The sequence below is a fragment of the Micrococcus sp. 2A genome (genome assembly GCF_039519235.1).
In the GTDB taxonomy this organism is placed as follows: domain Bacteria; phylum Actinomycetota; class Actinomycetes; order Actinomycetales; family Micrococcaceae; genus Micrococcus.
The window spans coordinates 1,183,091-1,198,207 of record NZ_CP154351.1; the positions used below are offsets into that span (position 1 = coordinate 1,183,091).

Here is a 15,117-nt window from a genome sequence, read left to right on the forward strand (position 1 = left end):
CCGAGGCTTCCCGACTCTTCCCCTGCCCGCCGTCGCGGGTGGGTCGCGCTCCCGCCGTCCGTCGGCGCCCGCCGGCGGATCCGTCCGCAGCGCACACAGGGAGAGAGCAGCATGGGAGTCTTCACGCAGTCCGTGGCGGTGGAGCGCGCCCCGGACGGCGCGCCGCAGGGCCTGCATTGGAACGGGCGGGACTACGTCATCGCCGAGCGGCCGATGCGCTGGTTCGAGCGTCGCCGCTGGTGGGCCGAGGAGGTGCGGGCCGAGAAGGGCCGCGGGCCGGGCCTGGTGGACCATGAGATCTGGCGCCTGCAGGTGCGCCTCGCCCGGGCCGGCTCCGCCCCCGTGCAGACCCTGGACGTCGCCCACCACCTCGACTCCGGGCGTTGGCGCCTCATTCGCGTCCACGAGGTCGCTCATGACCTGCGGAGGACGGCGTGAGGTCCCGCCCGCCCCTCCGGGGCCTGCCCCCCGCTTCCGTCATTCGAACATGTGTTCTATTGTGGGTGAGTGGCCGCCTCGGCGGCCACAGGCTGCCCCGACCGCCTCCTTCCCCTGGCTCGGACCCCCGCACGCTTCCCGGCTCGTGCACCCGCCGCGCTTCCCGCGCCGCCCCCGTCGGAGACCCCGGCGGGGTGGTCCAGCACGTCCAGGAGAGCTCCCCATGAGTGACCGCACGCCCCCGCCCGTCCCGTTCCCCCATCTGCACGTGGCCTCGGCCTTCAGCGCCCACTACGGGGTGAGCTGGCCCGAGGACCTCGCCGCGGCCGCCGCCGCGGCGGGCATGGACCTGCTCGCGTGCACCGATCGCGACGGCCTCTACGGCATGGCCAAGCACGTGGGTGCGTGCCTGCAGCACGGCATCGCGCCCGTGGTCGGGGTGGACCTCGCCCTGCGCTGGTCGGAGGAGGACGGCGACGCCGGCCGGGCCGTCATCCTCGCCCGGGGCGGCTCCCACGGGTCCGGCTACCGCGCCCTGTGCCAGGTGATCTCCGCGGCCCATGCCCGTACCACCGGGGGAGCGGGCGGAGGCAGCCCCTGGGCCGCCGTCGCCGAGCTGGCGGAGGCCGCCGGGGGGCGCGTGCCCACCGCCGCCAACCCCGCGAACCCGCCGAGCCCGGAACTGTTCGTGCTCCTCGGGCCGGACTCGGACCTCGGACGCCACCTCGCCCGCCGCCGCTACGCCGCGGGAGTGGGCGCCCTGCGCCGGTGGCGCTCGGCCCTGCCCGCCGGATCTGTGCACGTCGACGTCGTCACGCACCTCTCCGCGCCCGGCCGACGGCTGGACACGGGCCACGCCGTGAAGATGCTGCGCGCCGCCCGGGACACCCGCACGCCCGCCGTGCTGACCAACGCCGTGCGGTACGCCGCCCCGGACGGCGCGGCCACCGCGGACGTCCTCGACGCCGCCCGGGCGCTGAGCTCCCTCGACGCCCTGCACGACCTGCAGCCCAACGGACAGGGCTGGCTCAAGCCCACCGAGCACATGCACCGGCTCGCCCGTGAGGTGTGCGAGGCCGCGGACGAGCCTGCCGCGCCCCTCCTGGAGTCCACCCGCCGCCTGGCCGAGGCCTGCGCCCTCGACCCCGAGAGCGATCTCGGCTGGGGCCGGCCCCGGGTGCCCGAGGCCTCCGTCATCGGGGTGGACGGGCCGCCCGACCGCGTGCTGCACGAGCGGACCCTCGCCGGCCTGGCCGCCCGCTACCCGCGTCTGCACACCGGCTCCGGGTTCGGCACCAGTCAGGAGGCGCGCGACCTGCAGGACCGGGTGGAGCACGAGCTCGGGATCATCTCGCGCCTCGGGTTCGCGAGTTACTTCCTCACGGTGTCCTCCGTGGTGGACCTGATCGAGGGGATGGGCGTGCGGGTCTCCGCGCGCGGCTCCGGGGCGTCGTCGCTGGTGAACCACGCGCTGCGAATCTCCAACGTGGACCCCATGGCCAACGGCCTGATCATGGAGCGCTTCCTCTCGGACGCGCGCTCCACCCTGCCGGACATCGACATCGACGTGGAGTCCGCGCGCCGCCACGAGATCTACCGTGCCGTGTTCGAGCGCTTCGGGGCCGAGCGGACCACGCTCATGAGCATGCAGAACGCCTACCGGGCCCGCGGCGCCGTCCGGGACGCGGGGATGGCCCTGGGCCTGCCGGACGAGGACGTGGACGTCATCGCCAAGCAGCTGTGGCGCTTCTCCGCCTCCAGCTTCCGCGAGGCGCTGCAGCGCATGCCCGAGTTGGGGGAGCTCTCCCGCCGCGTGGAGTCCGGCCGCCGGGCGGGGCGGCATCAGCTGGACCTGCTGGTGGACATCACGGAGCGTCTCGATCGCCTGCCCCGGCACATCTCCATGCACCCGTGCGGCGTCATCCTCGGCGACGCCACCCTCCTGCACCGCACGCCCGTGCAGCCCTCGGGCATGGGCCTGCCGATGAGCCAGTTCGACAAGCACGACATGGACCCCATGGGCTTCCTCAAGCTGGACATCCTCGGCGTGCGCATGCAGTCGGCGATCGCCTACACGCTGGCGGAGGTGGAGCGCATCACGGGGGAGAGGCCGGACCTCGAGCGGGTCCCCCTCGACGACGAGGCGACCTTCAAGATGATCCGCACCACCCACACCCTCGGCTGCTTCCAGATCGAGTCGCCGGGCCAGCGGGAGCTGATCGGCAAGCTCGCCCCCCGCGAGTTCAACGACCTCACGGTGGACATCTCCCTCTTCCGTCCCGGCCCCATGCAGTCGGACATGGTGCGGCCCTTCCTGGAGCAGCGGCACGGCTGGGCGGCGGCCCGCTGCCCGCACCCGCACCTCGAGCCCGTGCTCGCCGAGACCCACGGCGTCACCGTGTTCCACGAGCAGGTGCTGCGCACCATGGACGTCATGACCGGCTGTGGCCTGGCCCGCGCGGACGAGTTCCGCCGGCTCCTCGGCGGGCCCGCCGAGCGCACGGTGGAGGAGTACTTCCGCTCCCACGCGCTGGAGAAGGGGTACGACCTCGACGTGATCGACGAGGTCTGGGGCACCCTCCACGCCTTCGGCTCGTTCGGCTTCTGCAAGGCCCACGGCGCCGCGTTCGCCGTGCCCACCTACCAGTCCGCCTGGCTCAAGACGCACCACCCCGAGGCCTTCATGGCCGCCATCCTCGAGCATGACCCCGGCATGTACCCGGCCCGCCTCATGGTGGCCGAGGCCCGCCGCATGGGCATCCCCGTGCTCCCGGTGGACGTCAACGCCTCCACTCGGCACGTGCGCGTCGAGTGGGTGCCCTCGCACCCGGAGGTGGACGGCCACGGCCTCCACGGGGAGGGCGCCCACGACGACGGCGCGCGTCACCCCGCGGACGGTGGATGCGTGGACGACGACGGCGCGCCCGGTCCTTCCAGGCCCAGCACACCCGGCCCTTCGACGCCCGGCCCACCCGCACCCGGCAGCTCCGCGACCGCCAGCTCCGCGACCGGTCCCGACGGCCGCGCTCGCGGTCGCTGGGGGATCCGCCTGCCCTTGACGAGCCTGTCCGGGTTGAGCGAGGCGGAGGTCGAGCGCCTCGACGCGGGCCGCCCCTACCACTCCCTCGCCGACGTCCGGGACCGTGCCCGGCCCACCAGCCGCAACCTGGAGCGGCTCGCCCAGCTCGGCGCCCTCGACTGCCTGCTGCCGCCCGGCGGGGCGTCTCGCACCGACCTCGTGCACCACCTCGAGCTGCAGCACTCCAGCACGCGGGGCACCGGCCCGGGACGCGGGGCCACCCGTTCGCGGCCCCCGCGGACCCGCCAGGTGGACGGTCAGCTGGCCCTGGACCTGCCGGACACCGAGCTCAGCGCCCTCACCCCGATGTTCCCGTCCCCGCCCACGGCCGCGCAGGTGCGCACCGAGCTGGACCTCACCGCTCTGGACGTGACAGCCCATCTCATGGACTCCCACGCGCCGTACCTCGACGCCCTCGGGATCACCCGCGCGAAGGACCTGCTGCGACTGCGCTCGCAGTCGCGCGTGCTCGTGGCGGGGGTGCGCGTGGCCACGCAGACCCCGCCCATGCGCAGCGGCAAGCGGGTGGTGTTCCTCTCCGTGGACGACGGGACGGGCTGCGTCGACGCGTCCTTCTTCACCGAGGCCCAGCACGCCTCGGGGGAGATGCTCTTCTCGGCGCGCCTCCTGCTGATCGAGGGGACCACGCGACGCACCGGCCCGCAGGCCGTCTCGGTGCAGGCCGTCCGCGCATGGGACCTGCACCGCTCCGAGACCCTGCCCGACCCCGACTACCTCGACGCCACCCGGGAGCAGTGGCGGCGCTGGCTGGCCGCCGACCGGAAGGCGGCCGCGGTCCGGCGTCGCGGCGGCACGCCGGGCGGGCCCGGCGGCGGGGCGTCCCTGCCGGACATCCCGCACCACGGCACCGGCGGCTGGCCGGTCAAGGTGCGCCCCGAGGCGCTCGTCGCCCAGGACGCCGAGCGCGTGGAGGCCGGGGCGAGCGCCGGGACGCCGCAGGCCACGGCCGAGGCCCCGGGGTGCAGCACGCCCATACCGGTGCCCCACCCGGACACGTGGGAGCTGCTGCCCACGCCGGAGCGGTGAGCCGTCCGGCACGGATGAGGGGCTGCTTAACGTGTCCGGGCCCCGTGATGGACTGCATGAGGAAAGGGGGGGAAGAGACATGGACGTGATCGGTGAGACCAGGCGCGTGATGAACCCGTCGGCGCGCCTCGGCAACGCCGCTGACGGCGCCGGCAGCGGCAGTGCAGACCGGAGTTCCGGCGAAGGCCTCGGCGAGGGTCCACGCTCGCCTCTCGGCGCGCCGGTCGCGGACCTGCTCGGGGCCGCGCAGTCGGACGTCCTGGCTCTGCTCGAACGGCTCGGGGACCCGGAGTGGCACCCGGAGGCCGAGGACCTGCGGCTCCCGGCCCTGCTCCAGGAGGTGGAGCGGCTCGCGCGCACCGTCGCCGCGGTGCAGACCTCCCTCGCCGGGCACCTCGCCCAGGTCTACGGGCACGAGGCGGATCGTCATGAGCTCCTGGGCATCCCGCCGGGCAAGAGCCCCCACCGGGACGAGGCCGACTGCCTGCGCTCCCTCCTCCACATCGACCGCCGGGACGCCCAGCGCCGACTCCGCCGAGCCGAGGCCACCCGACCCCAGCGCGCCTTCGCCACGGCGCCGGTCGCGGAGCCGCAGCTGCCCGCCATCGCCCGTGTGGTGGCGGCCGGTGCCGCCGAGCCGGGGGCCTGCGACGTCGTGATCGAGACGCTGATGCGTGCACGCACCGACGCCCTGATCGCCGGCGTGCCTCGGGACGAGGTCGAGGACCTGGTCGACGCGGGAGAGGCCATCCTGGCGGACCAGCTCCAGCGGATCGAGCCGGACGGCATCCGTCGGCTCTGCGCCCGGTGGCGTCAGAACCTCGACGCCCTCGTCATGCCGGACACCGCCGCGCCCACGGAAGCGGAGCTGAACGCCGCCCAGGGACTGTTCCACCGGGGCCAGCGCCGTGGGCTGCACCGGTGGGACCTCCACCTCACCGACGCCCAGCATGAGGTCCTGCAGACCGTGGCATCCGCCGCGACGAACCCCCGCGCCGTTGCCGGCGTGCAGGACGCCGGCTCGGCCCCGGACCCCCGGACGCGCGGGCAGCGGCAGGCGGACACGCTGGTGAGCGCCCTCCAGGCGGCCCTCGCGCATGCCGGTGCGGAGGCATTGCCCTCCACCGGCGGGAACCGTCCGCAGGTGCTCGTCACGATCGACCATCGGACGCTCCTCGGGGAGCTGCGCGCCGCCGCCGACGGACGCATGGGGTCCGCCGTGTCCACGGCCGACCTCACTGGACCGATCGACCCCCGCGAGATCCGGCGCATCGCCTGCGACGCGGACATCATCCCCGCCGTCCTGGGCGGCGAGGGGGAGATCCTCGACCTCGGCCGGGCGCGTCGTCTCTTCACCCGTGCCCAGCGGCGGGCCGTGACGGCGCGGGACGGCGGATGCGCCGCACCCGGCTGCGCGCTGCCCGCCAGCTGGTGCGAGGTCCATCACATCGGCCACTGGGAGCGCGGCGGGCCCACGGACGTGGCCAACGGCGTGCTGCTCTGCTCGCACCATCACCAGGCCGTGCACGCCGGGTGGTGGGAGGTGTCGGTCATCGAGGGCGTCCCGTGGTTCGTCCCGGCCCGCCACCTCGACCCGGACCGCACGCCGCGCCGGAACCAGCATCACCGGACACGCCCGGGCCCACCCGGGGCGGCTCCTGCTCCGGCGAGGCGGGAACCACTCCCTCCGCCGGAGCGACCAGCCCTCCCCGAGCCCTGGACCCGGCTTCAACCGCCCCTGCGGATCGGTCGCGCCCAACGGAGCCCCGGCGGGTGGGAGGAGTCCGCCGCGTCGACGCGGGTCGGCGCCCTCCTGCGTCGTCGCCGCCCTGTTCCCGCCCGCCCCTAGAATGGGGGCGGCTGGCGGTGGCCTCCGTATGCCACACGCCCAGAAGCCTGACCCGAGAAGGAGCACCGTGTCCGAGCCGAAGAACATCCTGCTGACCGTGGACGGCCAGATGCGGGAGGTGACGCACGGCATCACCGGCCTGGAGCTCTTCCGGGAGCAGCCCACCACGGTGGTCATGCGCGTGGACGGCCACCTGTGGGACCTCGCCCGCGCAATCCCGGCCGGCGCCAGCGTCGAGGCCGTGGACATCACCGAGCCCGAGGGCCTGAACGTGCTGCGCCACTCGACCGCCCACGTGATGGCCCAGGCGGTGCAGCAGCTGCGCCCCGACGCCAAGCTCGGCATCGGCCCGTACATCACGGACGGCTTCTACTTCGACTTCGACGTCGCCGAGCCCTTCACCCCGGAGGACCTCAAGCAGCTCGAGAAGATGATGCTGAAGATCGTCAACGCGAACCAGCAGTTCCGCCGCCGCGTGGTCACCGAGGACGAGGCCCGCGCCGAGATGGCGGACGAGCTGTACAAGCTCGAGCTCCTGGGCAAGAAGAACGAGGCCGACACCGCGGGCGAGGGCGCCTCCGTGGAGGTCGGCGCCGGCGAGATCACGGTCTACGACAACGTGGACCGCAAGTCCGGCGACGCCGTGTGGTGCGACCTGTGCCGCGGCCCGCACCTGCCGAGCACGAAGCTCATCTCCAACGCCTTCGCGCTGACCCGCTCCGCGGCCGCCTACTGGCTGGGCAACGAGAAGAACAAGCAGCTGCAGCGCATCTACGGCACCGCCTGGCCCACCAAGGCCGGCCTGAAGGCCTATCAGGAGCGGCTTGCCGAGGCCGAGCGCCGCGACCACCGCAAGCTGGGCGCGGAGATGGACCTCTTCTCCTTCCCGGACGAGCTCGGCTCGGGCCTGCCCGTGTTCCACCCGCGCGGCGGCATCATCCGCAAGACGATGGAGGACTACTCGCGCCGCCGCCATGAGGAGGCCGGCTACGAGTTCGTCTACACGCCGCACATCACGAAGCAGCACCTCTACGAGGTCTCCGGGCACCTGGACTGGTACGCGGACGGCATGTTCCCGCCCATGCAGATCGACGAGCAGCGCGACCCGGAGACCGGCGAGGTCACCCGGCAGGGGCAGAACTACTACCTCAAGCCGATGAACTGCCCCATGCACAACCTCGTGTTCCGCTCCCGCGGCCGCTCGTACCGCGAGCTGCCGCTGCGCCTCTTCGAGTTCGGCTCCGTGTACCGCTACGAGAAGTCCGGCGTGGTCCACGGCCTGACCCGCGTGCGCGGCATGACCCAGGACGACGCCCACATCTACTGCACGCGCGACCAGATGAAGGACGAGCTCACCACGACGCTCACCTTCGTCCTCGACCTGCTCAAGGACTACGGCCTGGACGACTTCTACCTCGAGCTGTCCACGCGTGACCCGGAGAAGTCGGTCGGCTCGGACGACATCTGGGAGGAGGCCACCCGCACCCTCGCCGAGGTCGCCGAGGGCTCCGGCCTCCAGCTCGTCCCGGATCCGGGCGGCGCCGCGTTCTACGGGCCGAAGATCTCCGTGCAGGCCAAGGACGCGATCGGCCGCACCTGGCAGATGTCCACCATCCAGCTGGACTTCAACCTGCCCGAGCGCTTCGACCTCGAGTACCAGGCCGCCGACGGCACGCGTCAGCGCCCCGTGATGATCCACCGCGCCCTCTTCGGCTCGATCGAGCGCTTCCTCGGCGTGCTCACCGAGCACTACGCGGGCGCCTTCCCGGCGTGGCTCGCCCCCGAGCAGGTCGTGGCCATCCCCGTGGCCGAGGCGTTCAACGACTACCTGGCCGACGTCGTCGCGAAGCTGCGCGCCGAGGGGATCCGGGCCCGCCTGGACGACTCCTCGGACCGCTTCCCGAAGAAGATCCGCACGGCCTCCAAGGAGAAGGTGCCGTTCGTGCTCATCGCGGGCGGCGAGGACGCCGAGGCCGGCGCGGTCAGCTTCCGCTTCCGCGACGGGTCGCAGGACAACGGCGTTCCCGTGGACGAGGCCATCGCCCGCATCGTGAAGGCGGTCCGGGAGCGCGAGGTCACGGCGTGAGCACCCCCGACGGCGACGCCGCGGCGACGGACGGCTTCGGGCTGCCCGGCGTCCCGGACGCCTTCGATCGGCTCTGGAACCCGCACCGCATGGCGTACATCAACGCCGGACCGGACCAGGTGAAGGACGAGCACACGTGCCCGTTCTGCGCGGCGCCGCATCGCACGGACGAGGAGTCGCTGATCGTGCACCGCGGGCGCACGGCCTTCGTGATCCTCAACCTGTTCCCGTACAACCCGGGGCACCTGCTGATCTGCCCGTACCGCCACGTGCCCATGTACACGGACATCACGGCGGAGGAGACGGCGGAGATGGCGGAGCTGGCCCAGACGGCCATGCTCGCCCTCGAGGGGGCCAGTCGCCCCAAGGGCTTCAACCTGGGCATGAACCAGGGCGTGGCCGGGGGAGCGGGAATCGCGGCACACCTGCACCAGCACGTGGTGCCGCGGTGGACCGGCGACGGCAACTTCCTGCCGATCATCGCGCACACCAAGAACATGTCCCAGACCCTGGGCCAGACCCGCGACCTCCTCGTGGCAGCCTGGCCCGCAGCGGCCGCCGAGCTCACCGCCCGCAGGAGGCGCGACGCCGGGGCAGAGCCCGACGACGCTCCCGACGCTCCGGACGCTCCCGGCGACGCGACGCCCGCCGCGGCACCGCAGGGGGACGTGCGCTGATGCTGGACCGGCATGCCCGCGGGGTGACCACGCGCGTCTTCCTGCCCGTGGCCCGCGGGCTGCTGCGCGCCGGCGTCAGCCCGGACGCCGTGACGGTGACGGGCACCGTGGGCGTGAGCCTCGGCGCGCTCGTGTTCTACCCGCTCGGCGAGCTGTTCTGGGGGACGATCGTCATCACCCTGTTCGTGTTCTCGGACCTCGTGGACGGCATCATGGCCCGCGAGGCCGGGACCACGGGCCGCTGGGGATCCTTCCTGGACTCGACCCTGGACCGCGTGCAGGACGCCGCGGTGTTCCTCGGCGTGCTGTGGTGGGGCTTCGGCGTCGGGGACAACCCGACCGTGGGCGTCCTCGCCGCCTCCTGCCTGGCGCTCGGCATGCTCGTGTCCTACGCCCGGGCCAAGGCCGAGTCGCTCGGGTTCACCGCCAACGTGGGCATCGCCGAGCGCGCCGAGCGGCTCGTGGCCACGCTGGTGGCGGTGGGCCTCACGGGCCTGGGGCTGCCGCCCGTCCTGCTCACCGTGGTCCTCGCGCTGCTCGCGCTCGCCTCCGTGGTGACCGTGCTGCAGCGGGTCGCCGCGGTGCGTCGCCAGGCCCGCGCGTCCGCGGCCTGAAGCACCCTGCCGCCTCAGCCAGCAGTCACCTCAGTCGGCAGCGATCGCCGCCACGACGGCGCCGCTCACCGCGACGAGGTCGGCGGGGGCCAGCTCGACGTCGAGCCCACGCTGCCCGCCCGAGAGGTACATCACCTCTCCTGTGAGGGCGGACGCGTCCACCACCACGGGGTGCCGGTTCCGCTGTCCCAGCGGGGAGATGCCGCCCCGCACGTAGCCGGTGCGCCGCTCGGCCACCGCGAGGTCGGCCATCACCGCCTTCTTCACCCCCAGCGCCGCCGCGGCGGCGCGCAGGTCCAGCTTCCCGGACACGGGCACGACGCACGCGGCCAGCGAGCCGTCCGGCAGGGCCACCATCAGGGTCTTGAACAGCCGCCCCGGGGGGACCCCCAGCGCGTGGGCCACCTGCGCGCCGAAGCTCTCGCCGCCGCCGTCGAGGGCCACCTCGAACGTGTGGAGCACGTGCGGCACCCCGGCCGCCACGAGCGCCGCGACGGCGGGGGTCGCCGTGTGCTTCAGCCCGCCCCGATCCGTGCCGCCCCGCCTCCGTGCCATGCCGGCCGTCCTCGCCGGCTCAGAGGCCGGTCTGCTCGCGCACGTTGCGCTTGATCCGCCCGAGCATGGCGGACATGCCGCGCAGCCGCAGCGGGGTCAGCGCCTTCTGCAGGCCCAGCTTCGCCGGGATGTCCTCGGGGACGTCCAGGACCTCGCGCGCCGTGGACCCGTCGAGCCCCTGGGAGAGGACGGAGGCGAATCCGCGCGTCGTGGGTGCCTCCCGCGGCGCCGTGATGTACAGGCGCACCACCGCGTCCGGGCCCGGCTCGCCCTCCAGCTCGACCGCGAGGAACAGGGGCGACTGGCACTCGACCACCTGCTCCATCTCGGCCTCGTGGCCGTGGAAGCGGGCGGGCAGCTCCGCCAGCTCGTCGGAGAACTCCAGCAGCAGCTCGAGCTTCTGCGGATCGGGCACCCCCGCGAAGTCGTCGATGATCTCGGACAGGGCGGCGGGGGTCGCGGTCGACTCGGTCATGGTCACCCAGTCTAGTGACGGCCGCCCGCACGGCGGTCAACGGTCCCGCCTGCCCCTTCCTAGACTGGAGCCCATGTCATCCGTCTCACACCAGTTCCACGACGCAGGGGATTCGTCAGCGCCCGCCGTCGCCATCGACCCCGACGCCGACCCCACACCGGACCGCCGTGTCGAGCGGGGGTGGGTCGTCTCGCTCTTCGGCACGGCCGTCGGCGCGGGAGTCCTGTTCCTGCCGATCAAGGCGGGCCTGGGCGGCGTGTGGCCGCTCATCATCGCCACCCTCCTGATCGCCCCCATGACGTACTTCTCCCACCGGGCGCTCTCCCGGTTCGTGTGCGCGTCCCCCAACCCGGGCGACGACATCACCGCCGTGGCCCGCAGCACGTTCGGACCCGGGGTCGGCGGGCTCATCTCCGTCCTGTACTTCCTGGCGATCTACCCGATCGTGCTGATCTACGGCGTCTCCATCACCAACACGGTGGACTCGTTCATGGTGAACCAGCTGGGCCTGGCCTCCCTGCCCCGCCCGCTGCTCTCGTTCGTGCTGATCGCCCTCATGATGGCCGTGATGATCGCCGGGCAGAAGCTCATGCTCGCGATCACCGGGTGGCTGGTCTACCCCCTGATCCTCATCCTCTTCGGGGCGAGCCTCTACCTCATCCCGTCCTGGAAGCCGGACGCCCTCTTCACCGGCGGCCCGGTGGACCTGGGCGGCATCCTGCTCTCCACGTGGCTGGTCATCCCCGTCCTGGTGTTCGCGTTCAACCACTCGCCGGCGATCTCCCAGTTCTCCCTGGCCATGCAGCGCCAGTACGGAGCGGGAGCGGCCACGCGCGCCTCGGCGGTGCTGGCCAAGGTCACGGGCCTGCTCGTCGTCTTCACCATGTTCTTCGTGTGGTCCTGTGTGCTGGCGCTCGGCCCGGACGGCATGGCCGAGGCCCAGGAGCAGAACCTCCCGGTGCTGTCCTACCTGGCCAACGTCCACGGCTCGCCGCTGATCTCGCTGCTCGGCCCGGTCGTCGCGTTCCTGGCGATCGTCTCCTCCTTCTTCGGCCACTACCTCGGCGCGGCCGAGGGCGCCGCCGGCGTCGTCCGCTCCCTGGTGGACAAGGACGGCTCCCGCATCAGCGCCCGCACCCTGCGCGGGGTCATCGCCGTCGTCATCTTCTTCACGACCTGGGCCGCGGCGATCGCCAACCCCAGCGTCCTCGGCCTCATCGAGACCGTCGGCGGGCCGGTGATCGCCATGATCCTGTTCCTCATGCCGATCTACGCGATCCACCGGCTGGACGCCCTCGCCCCCTACCGGGGGAAGGCCTCCAACGTGTTCGTGGTCCTCGCCGGCCTCGCAGCCGTGAGCGCCCTCGTCTACGGCATCGTCCGCAGCGTCACCGGCGCCTGAGGCCGCGCCTCACGCCGACACGAGTCCGGCCCTCACCCCGCGGGGTGAGGGCCGGACTCGTCCAGGGCGGCGGGCGCCGCGCGTGCGGCGGTTCCGTGACGGTTCAGCGGCGGATCAGCGCGCGGGCGCCGCGCCGGGCTCCTCGCCCATCGCGATGGGCAGGCGCACGCCGTTGCCCCACTCGGTCCACGAGCCGTCGTAGTTGCGGACGTCCTCGTGGCCCAACAGGTGCTTGAGGACGAACCAGGTGTGGGACGAGCGCTCGCCGATGCGGCAGTAGGCGATCACGTCGTCGCCCTCCTTCAGGCCGGCGCCGTCGCGGTAGATCTCCTCGAGCTCGGCGCGGGACTTGAAGGTGCCGTCCTCGTTCGCGGCCTTCGCCCAGGGCACGGAGGCCGCGGTCGGGATGTGGCCGCCGCGCAGCGTGCCCTCCTGCGGGTAGCCGGCCATGTGGGTGGTCTCGCCCGTGTACTCGGCGGGGGAGCGGACGTCGATCAGCGGCGTGGTGCCGATCGCGGCGAGGACGTCCTCGCGGGCGGCGCGCTCAGTGGTGTCGTCGCGCTGCACCACGGGGTACTCGGCGCGCTCGACCTGCGGGACCTCGCGGGTGGTCTCGCGGCCCTCGGCGATCCACTTGTCGCGGCCGCCGTCCATGAGGCGCACGTCCTCGTGGCCGTAGAGGGTGAAGACCCAGAGGGCGTAGGCGGCCCACCAGTTGGACTTGTCGCCGTAGAAGACCACGGTGGTGTCGCGGGAGATGCCCTTCGAGGCGGCCAGCTCGGCGAACGCCTCGGGGCCCACCAAGTCGCGGGCCACGGGGTCGTTGAGCTCGGTGTGCCAGTCGATCCGCTGGGCGCCGGGGACGTGGCCGGTGGCGTACAGCAGGGCGTCCTCATTGGACTCCAGGACCACGACGTCCGCGTCGTGGACGTGGTCGGCGACCCACTGCGTGGAGACGAGCTTCTCGGGATGGGCGTACTCGGTGGTCTGCGCGGTGTTCTCGGTCATGGGTGCCACATTACGCCAGGCCGATGATGCGTAATGGGGAAGGCGAGCCTCAATCCGGACACGCGGGGTCACACGCCGGGCAGCAGACGGGGCCTCCCGACGCCGGGGGCGGGTCCGCCCGGCGCCGGGCCGGGGCGGGCACCCCCTGGGGCGGCCACGACCGCGCCGGTAGCATGGCCCGGTAGTCCGCCCCCCACACCAAGGATGGAGCACCCCGTGGCCCAGACCGTCCACCTCGCCGACCGCTCGCCGCAGGTCACCCCGGACCAGCTGCTCGCCGGCTTCCATCCCTCCTACCGGTTCGGGGAGGTGTCCTTCGACTCCTACATCCCGGATCCCGCGCATCCCTCCCAGGCCGAGGCCGTGCAGCGGCTGCGCGACTTCGCCGCGTCGATCGGGCGCCCCGCGTCCGGGGGCGGCGGCGGCTTCTTCGGCGGGCTGTTCGGCGGCGGCCGTCCCAAGGCCTCGGCCCAGCCGGCCGGCATCTACCTCGACGGCGGCTTCGGCGTCGGCAAGACCCACCTGCTGGCCTCCACGTGGCACGCCGCCCCGGGGCCCAAGGCGTTCGGCACGTTCGTGGAGTACACCAACCTGGTGGGCGCGCTGGGCTTCCGCAACGCGGTGGACGTGCTCACGCAGTACACGCTCGTGTGCATCGACGAGTTCGAGCTCGACGACCCGGGGGACACGGTCCTGATGTCCCGCCTCATGCGCGAGCTGGCCGACGCGGGCGTGCGCCTCGTGGCCACCTCCAACACCCTGCCGGGCTCGCTCGGCGAGGGACGGTTCGCGGCGCAGGACTTCAAGCGCGAGATCCAGGTGCTCTCCGAGCAGTTCGACGTCATCCGCATCGACGGCGAGGACTACCGCCACCGCGGGCTCGCCGCCGCCCCGGCCCCGCTGCCGGACGCCGAGGTGGAGCGCGCCGTGCAGGCCAACTTCCCGCACGCCGGCGTCGTCGCGGTGGACGACTTCGATGCGCTCACCGCGATGCTCTCCCGCGTCCACCCCTCGCGCTATCGCGAGCTCGTCAAGGACGTCGACGTCGTCGCGCTCCACGGCGTGCGCACCATCACGGACCAGGCCACGGCCCTGCGGTTCGTGGTGTTCGCGGACCGGCTCTACGACAAGGACGTGCCCGTCGTCGCCTCCGGCGTGCCGTTCGACGACCTGTTCACCCAGGAGATGATGCACGGCGGGTACATGAAGAAGTACTTCCGCACCGTCTCCCGCATGACCGCGCTCGTGCGCGAGGGACAGCTGGGCGAGGTCGAGGCGAAGTGACCCGCTGAGCCGGGGCGGGCCGCGCGCCCGCCCCGGCCTGGGCCGCGCTGGCCCCGGCCTCCGACGACGAAGGCCCCCTCCCGTGCGGGGAGGGGGCCTTCGAGGTGGAGCGGATGACGAGATTCGAACTCGCGACCTCCACCTTGGCAAGGTGGCGCTCTAGCCAGCTGAGCTACATCCGCGTGGCCTGCCCCGCGAGGGGGGTCAGTCCGTGCGCGATACTGGGATCGAACCAGTGACCTCTTCCGTGTCAGGGAAGCGCGCTACCGCTGCGCTAATCGCGCTCATCCATTCCGAGGAACGGTGAACATGCCGCCACCCTCATGCCGGGAGACTGCGAGGTCGGGACGGGATTCGAACCCGCGTATACGGCTTTGCAGGCCGCTGCCTCGCCTCTCGGCCACCCGACCAGGGGTGAAGGTGGAGCGAGCGGATGACGAGATTCGAACTCGCGACCTCCACCTTGGCAAGGTGGCGCTCTAGCCAGCTGAGCTACATCCGCAGAAGGGAACCGGGAGCCCGTTCCGAAGAACCGAAACCGCGATTTCCAACGAGAAAGAACTCTAGACCATGCCGGGCCCTCCCGCCAAATCGGCCCCGTGC

General features: G+C 72.8%; 11 protein-coding genes and 4 tRNA genes. 8 read left to right on the top strand and 7 right to left on the bottom strand.

The features are described from left to right. Positions 1-111 precede the first annotated feature (111 nt). The 6 genes from AAG742_RS05535 (at position 112) to pgsA (ending at position 9,790) form a co-directional block, all read left to right on the top strand. Complete coding sequence (locus tag AAG742_RS05535) at positions 112-438, top strand: DUF6504 family protein (protein ID WP_248116876.1); 327 nt, start codon at positions 112-114, stop codon at positions 436-438. Positions 439-661: 223 nt separating this feature from the next. Next, on the top strand, positions 662-4,564 hold the full coding sequence (gene dnaE / locus AAG742_RS05540; RefSeq protein ID WP_298710369.1) for a DNA polymerase III subunit alpha: 3,903 nt from the start codon (positions 662-664) through the stop codon (positions 4,562-4,564). Positions 4,565-4,643: 79 nt separating this feature from the next. After that, entirely contained in the window at positions 4,644-6,413 is a 1,770-nt protein-coding gene (locus AAG742_RS05545) for an HNH endonuclease signature motif containing protein (protein WP_298710368.1), read from the top strand. Positions 6,414-6,480: 67 nt separating this feature from the next. Next, a complete protein-coding gene (thrS, locus tag AAG742_RS05550; protein WP_298710366.1) occupies positions 6,481-8,499 on the top strand; it encodes a threonine--tRNA ligase in 2,019 nt (672 codons plus the stop codon). Then, positions 8,496-9,176 (top strand): HIT domain-containing protein, encoded by a 681-nt coding sequence (locus tag AAG742_RS05555; protein ID WP_298710364.1) that lies wholly within the window; start codon positions 8,496-8,498, stop codon positions 9,174-9,176. The genes thrS and AAG742_RS05555 overlap by 4 nt, the downstream gene beginning before the upstream one ends. After that, positions 9,176-9,790 (top strand): phosphatidylinositol phosphate synthase, encoded by a 615-nt coding sequence (gene pgsA / locus AAG742_RS05560; protein WP_298710362.1) that lies wholly within the window; start codon positions 9,176-9,178, stop codon positions 9,788-9,790. The genes AAG742_RS05555 and pgsA overlap by 1 nt, the downstream gene beginning before the upstream one ends. Positions 9,791-9,820: 30 nt before the next feature. Here the strand turns inward: pgsA and AAG742_RS05565 are convergent, their stop codons facing one another. Further along, positions 9,821-10,345: an aminoacyl-tRNA deacylase gene (locus tag AAG742_RS05565; protein WP_298710360.1), complete on the bottom strand. Its 525-nt coding sequence runs from the start codon at positions 10,343-10,345 to the stop codon at positions 9,821-9,823. 19 nt (positions 10,346-10,364) lie between these two features. Then, entirely contained in the window at positions 10,365-10,820 is a 456-nt protein-coding gene (locus AAG742_RS05570) for a SufE family protein (protein WP_298710358.1), read from the bottom strand. Positions 10,821-10,893: 73 nt separating this feature from the next. On the opposite strand from AAG742_RS05570, the gene AAG742_RS05575 reads away from it, so the two are divergent. Continuing rightward, entirely contained in the window at positions 10,894-12,222 is a 1,329-nt protein-coding gene (locus AAG742_RS05575) for an HAAAP family serine/threonine permease (protein ID WP_298710356.1), read from the top strand. A gap of 114 nt (positions 12,223-12,336) precedes the next feature. Here the strand turns inward: AAG742_RS05575 and AAG742_RS05580 are convergent, their stop codons facing one another. Continuing rightward, the gene (locus AAG742_RS05580; RefSeq protein ID WP_298710354.1) at positions 12,337-13,230 is read right to left on the bottom strand and encodes a sulfurtransferase; all 894 of its coding nucleotides are present in this window, start codon (positions 13,228-13,230) and stop codon (positions 12,337-12,339) included. 216 nt (positions 13,231-13,446) lie between these two features. Between AAG742_RS05580 and zapE the strand changes: the two genes are divergently transcribed. Next, entirely contained in the window at positions 13,447-14,514 is a 1,068-nt protein-coding gene (gene zapE / locus AAG742_RS05585; protein ID WP_298710352.1) for a cell division protein ZapE, read from the top strand. Positions 14,515-14,619: 105 nt separating this feature from the next. Here the strand turns inward: zapE and AAG742_RS05590 are convergent. From AAG742_RS05590 to AAG742_RS05605, 4 genes are all read right to left on the bottom strand, one after another. Continuing rightward, positions 14,620-14,696: transfer RNA gene (locus AAG742_RS05590), tRNA-Gly, on the bottom strand. A 30-nt stretch (positions 14,697-14,726) separates the two neighbouring features. Next, positions 14,727-14,798 (bottom strand) — tRNA-Val (locus tag AAG742_RS05595). A gap of 55 nt (positions 14,799-14,853) precedes the next feature. Further along, a tRNA-Cys gene (locus AAG742_RS05600) sits at positions 14,854-14,924 on the bottom strand. Between the two features lie 18 nt (positions 14,925-14,942). Continuing rightward, a tRNA-Gly gene (locus AAG742_RS05605) sits at positions 14,943-15,016 on the bottom strand. Positions 15,017-15,117: the final 101 nt, after the last annotated feature.

Bases quoted from the DNA above. Each gene is read 5' to 3' on its own strand.
- AAG742_RS05580 (WP_298710354.1), bottom strand. From the start codon at position 13,230: ATGACCGAGAACACCGCGCAGACCACCGAGTACGCCCATCCCGAGAAG.
- AAG742_RS05545 (WP_298710368.1), top strand. From the start codon at position 4,644: ATGGACGTGATCGGTGAGACCAGGCGCGTGATGAACCCGTCGGCGCGC.
- AAG742_RS05565 (WP_298710360.1), bottom strand. From the start codon at position 10,345: ATGGCACGGAGGCGGGGCGGCACGGATCGGGGCGGGCTGAAGCACACG.
- AAG742_RS05535 (WP_248116876.1), top strand. From the start codon at position 112: ATGGGAGTCTTCACGCAGTCCGTGGCGGTGGAGCGCGCCCCGGACGGC.
- dnaE (WP_298710369.1), top strand. From the start codon at position 662: ATGAGTGACCGCACGCCCCCGCCCGTCCCGTTCCCCCATCTGCACGTG.
- AAG742_RS05575 (WP_298710356.1), top strand. From the start codon at position 10,894: ATGTCATCCGTCTCACACCAGTTCCACGACGCAGGGGATTCGTCAGCG.
- pgsA (WP_298710362.1), top strand. From the start codon at position 9,176: ATGCTGGACCGGCATGCCCGCGGGGTGACCACGCGCGTCTTCCTGCCC.
- AAG742_RS05570 (WP_298710358.1), bottom strand. From the start codon at position 10,820: ATGACCGAGTCGACCGCGACCCCCGCCGCCCTGTCCGAGATCATCGAC.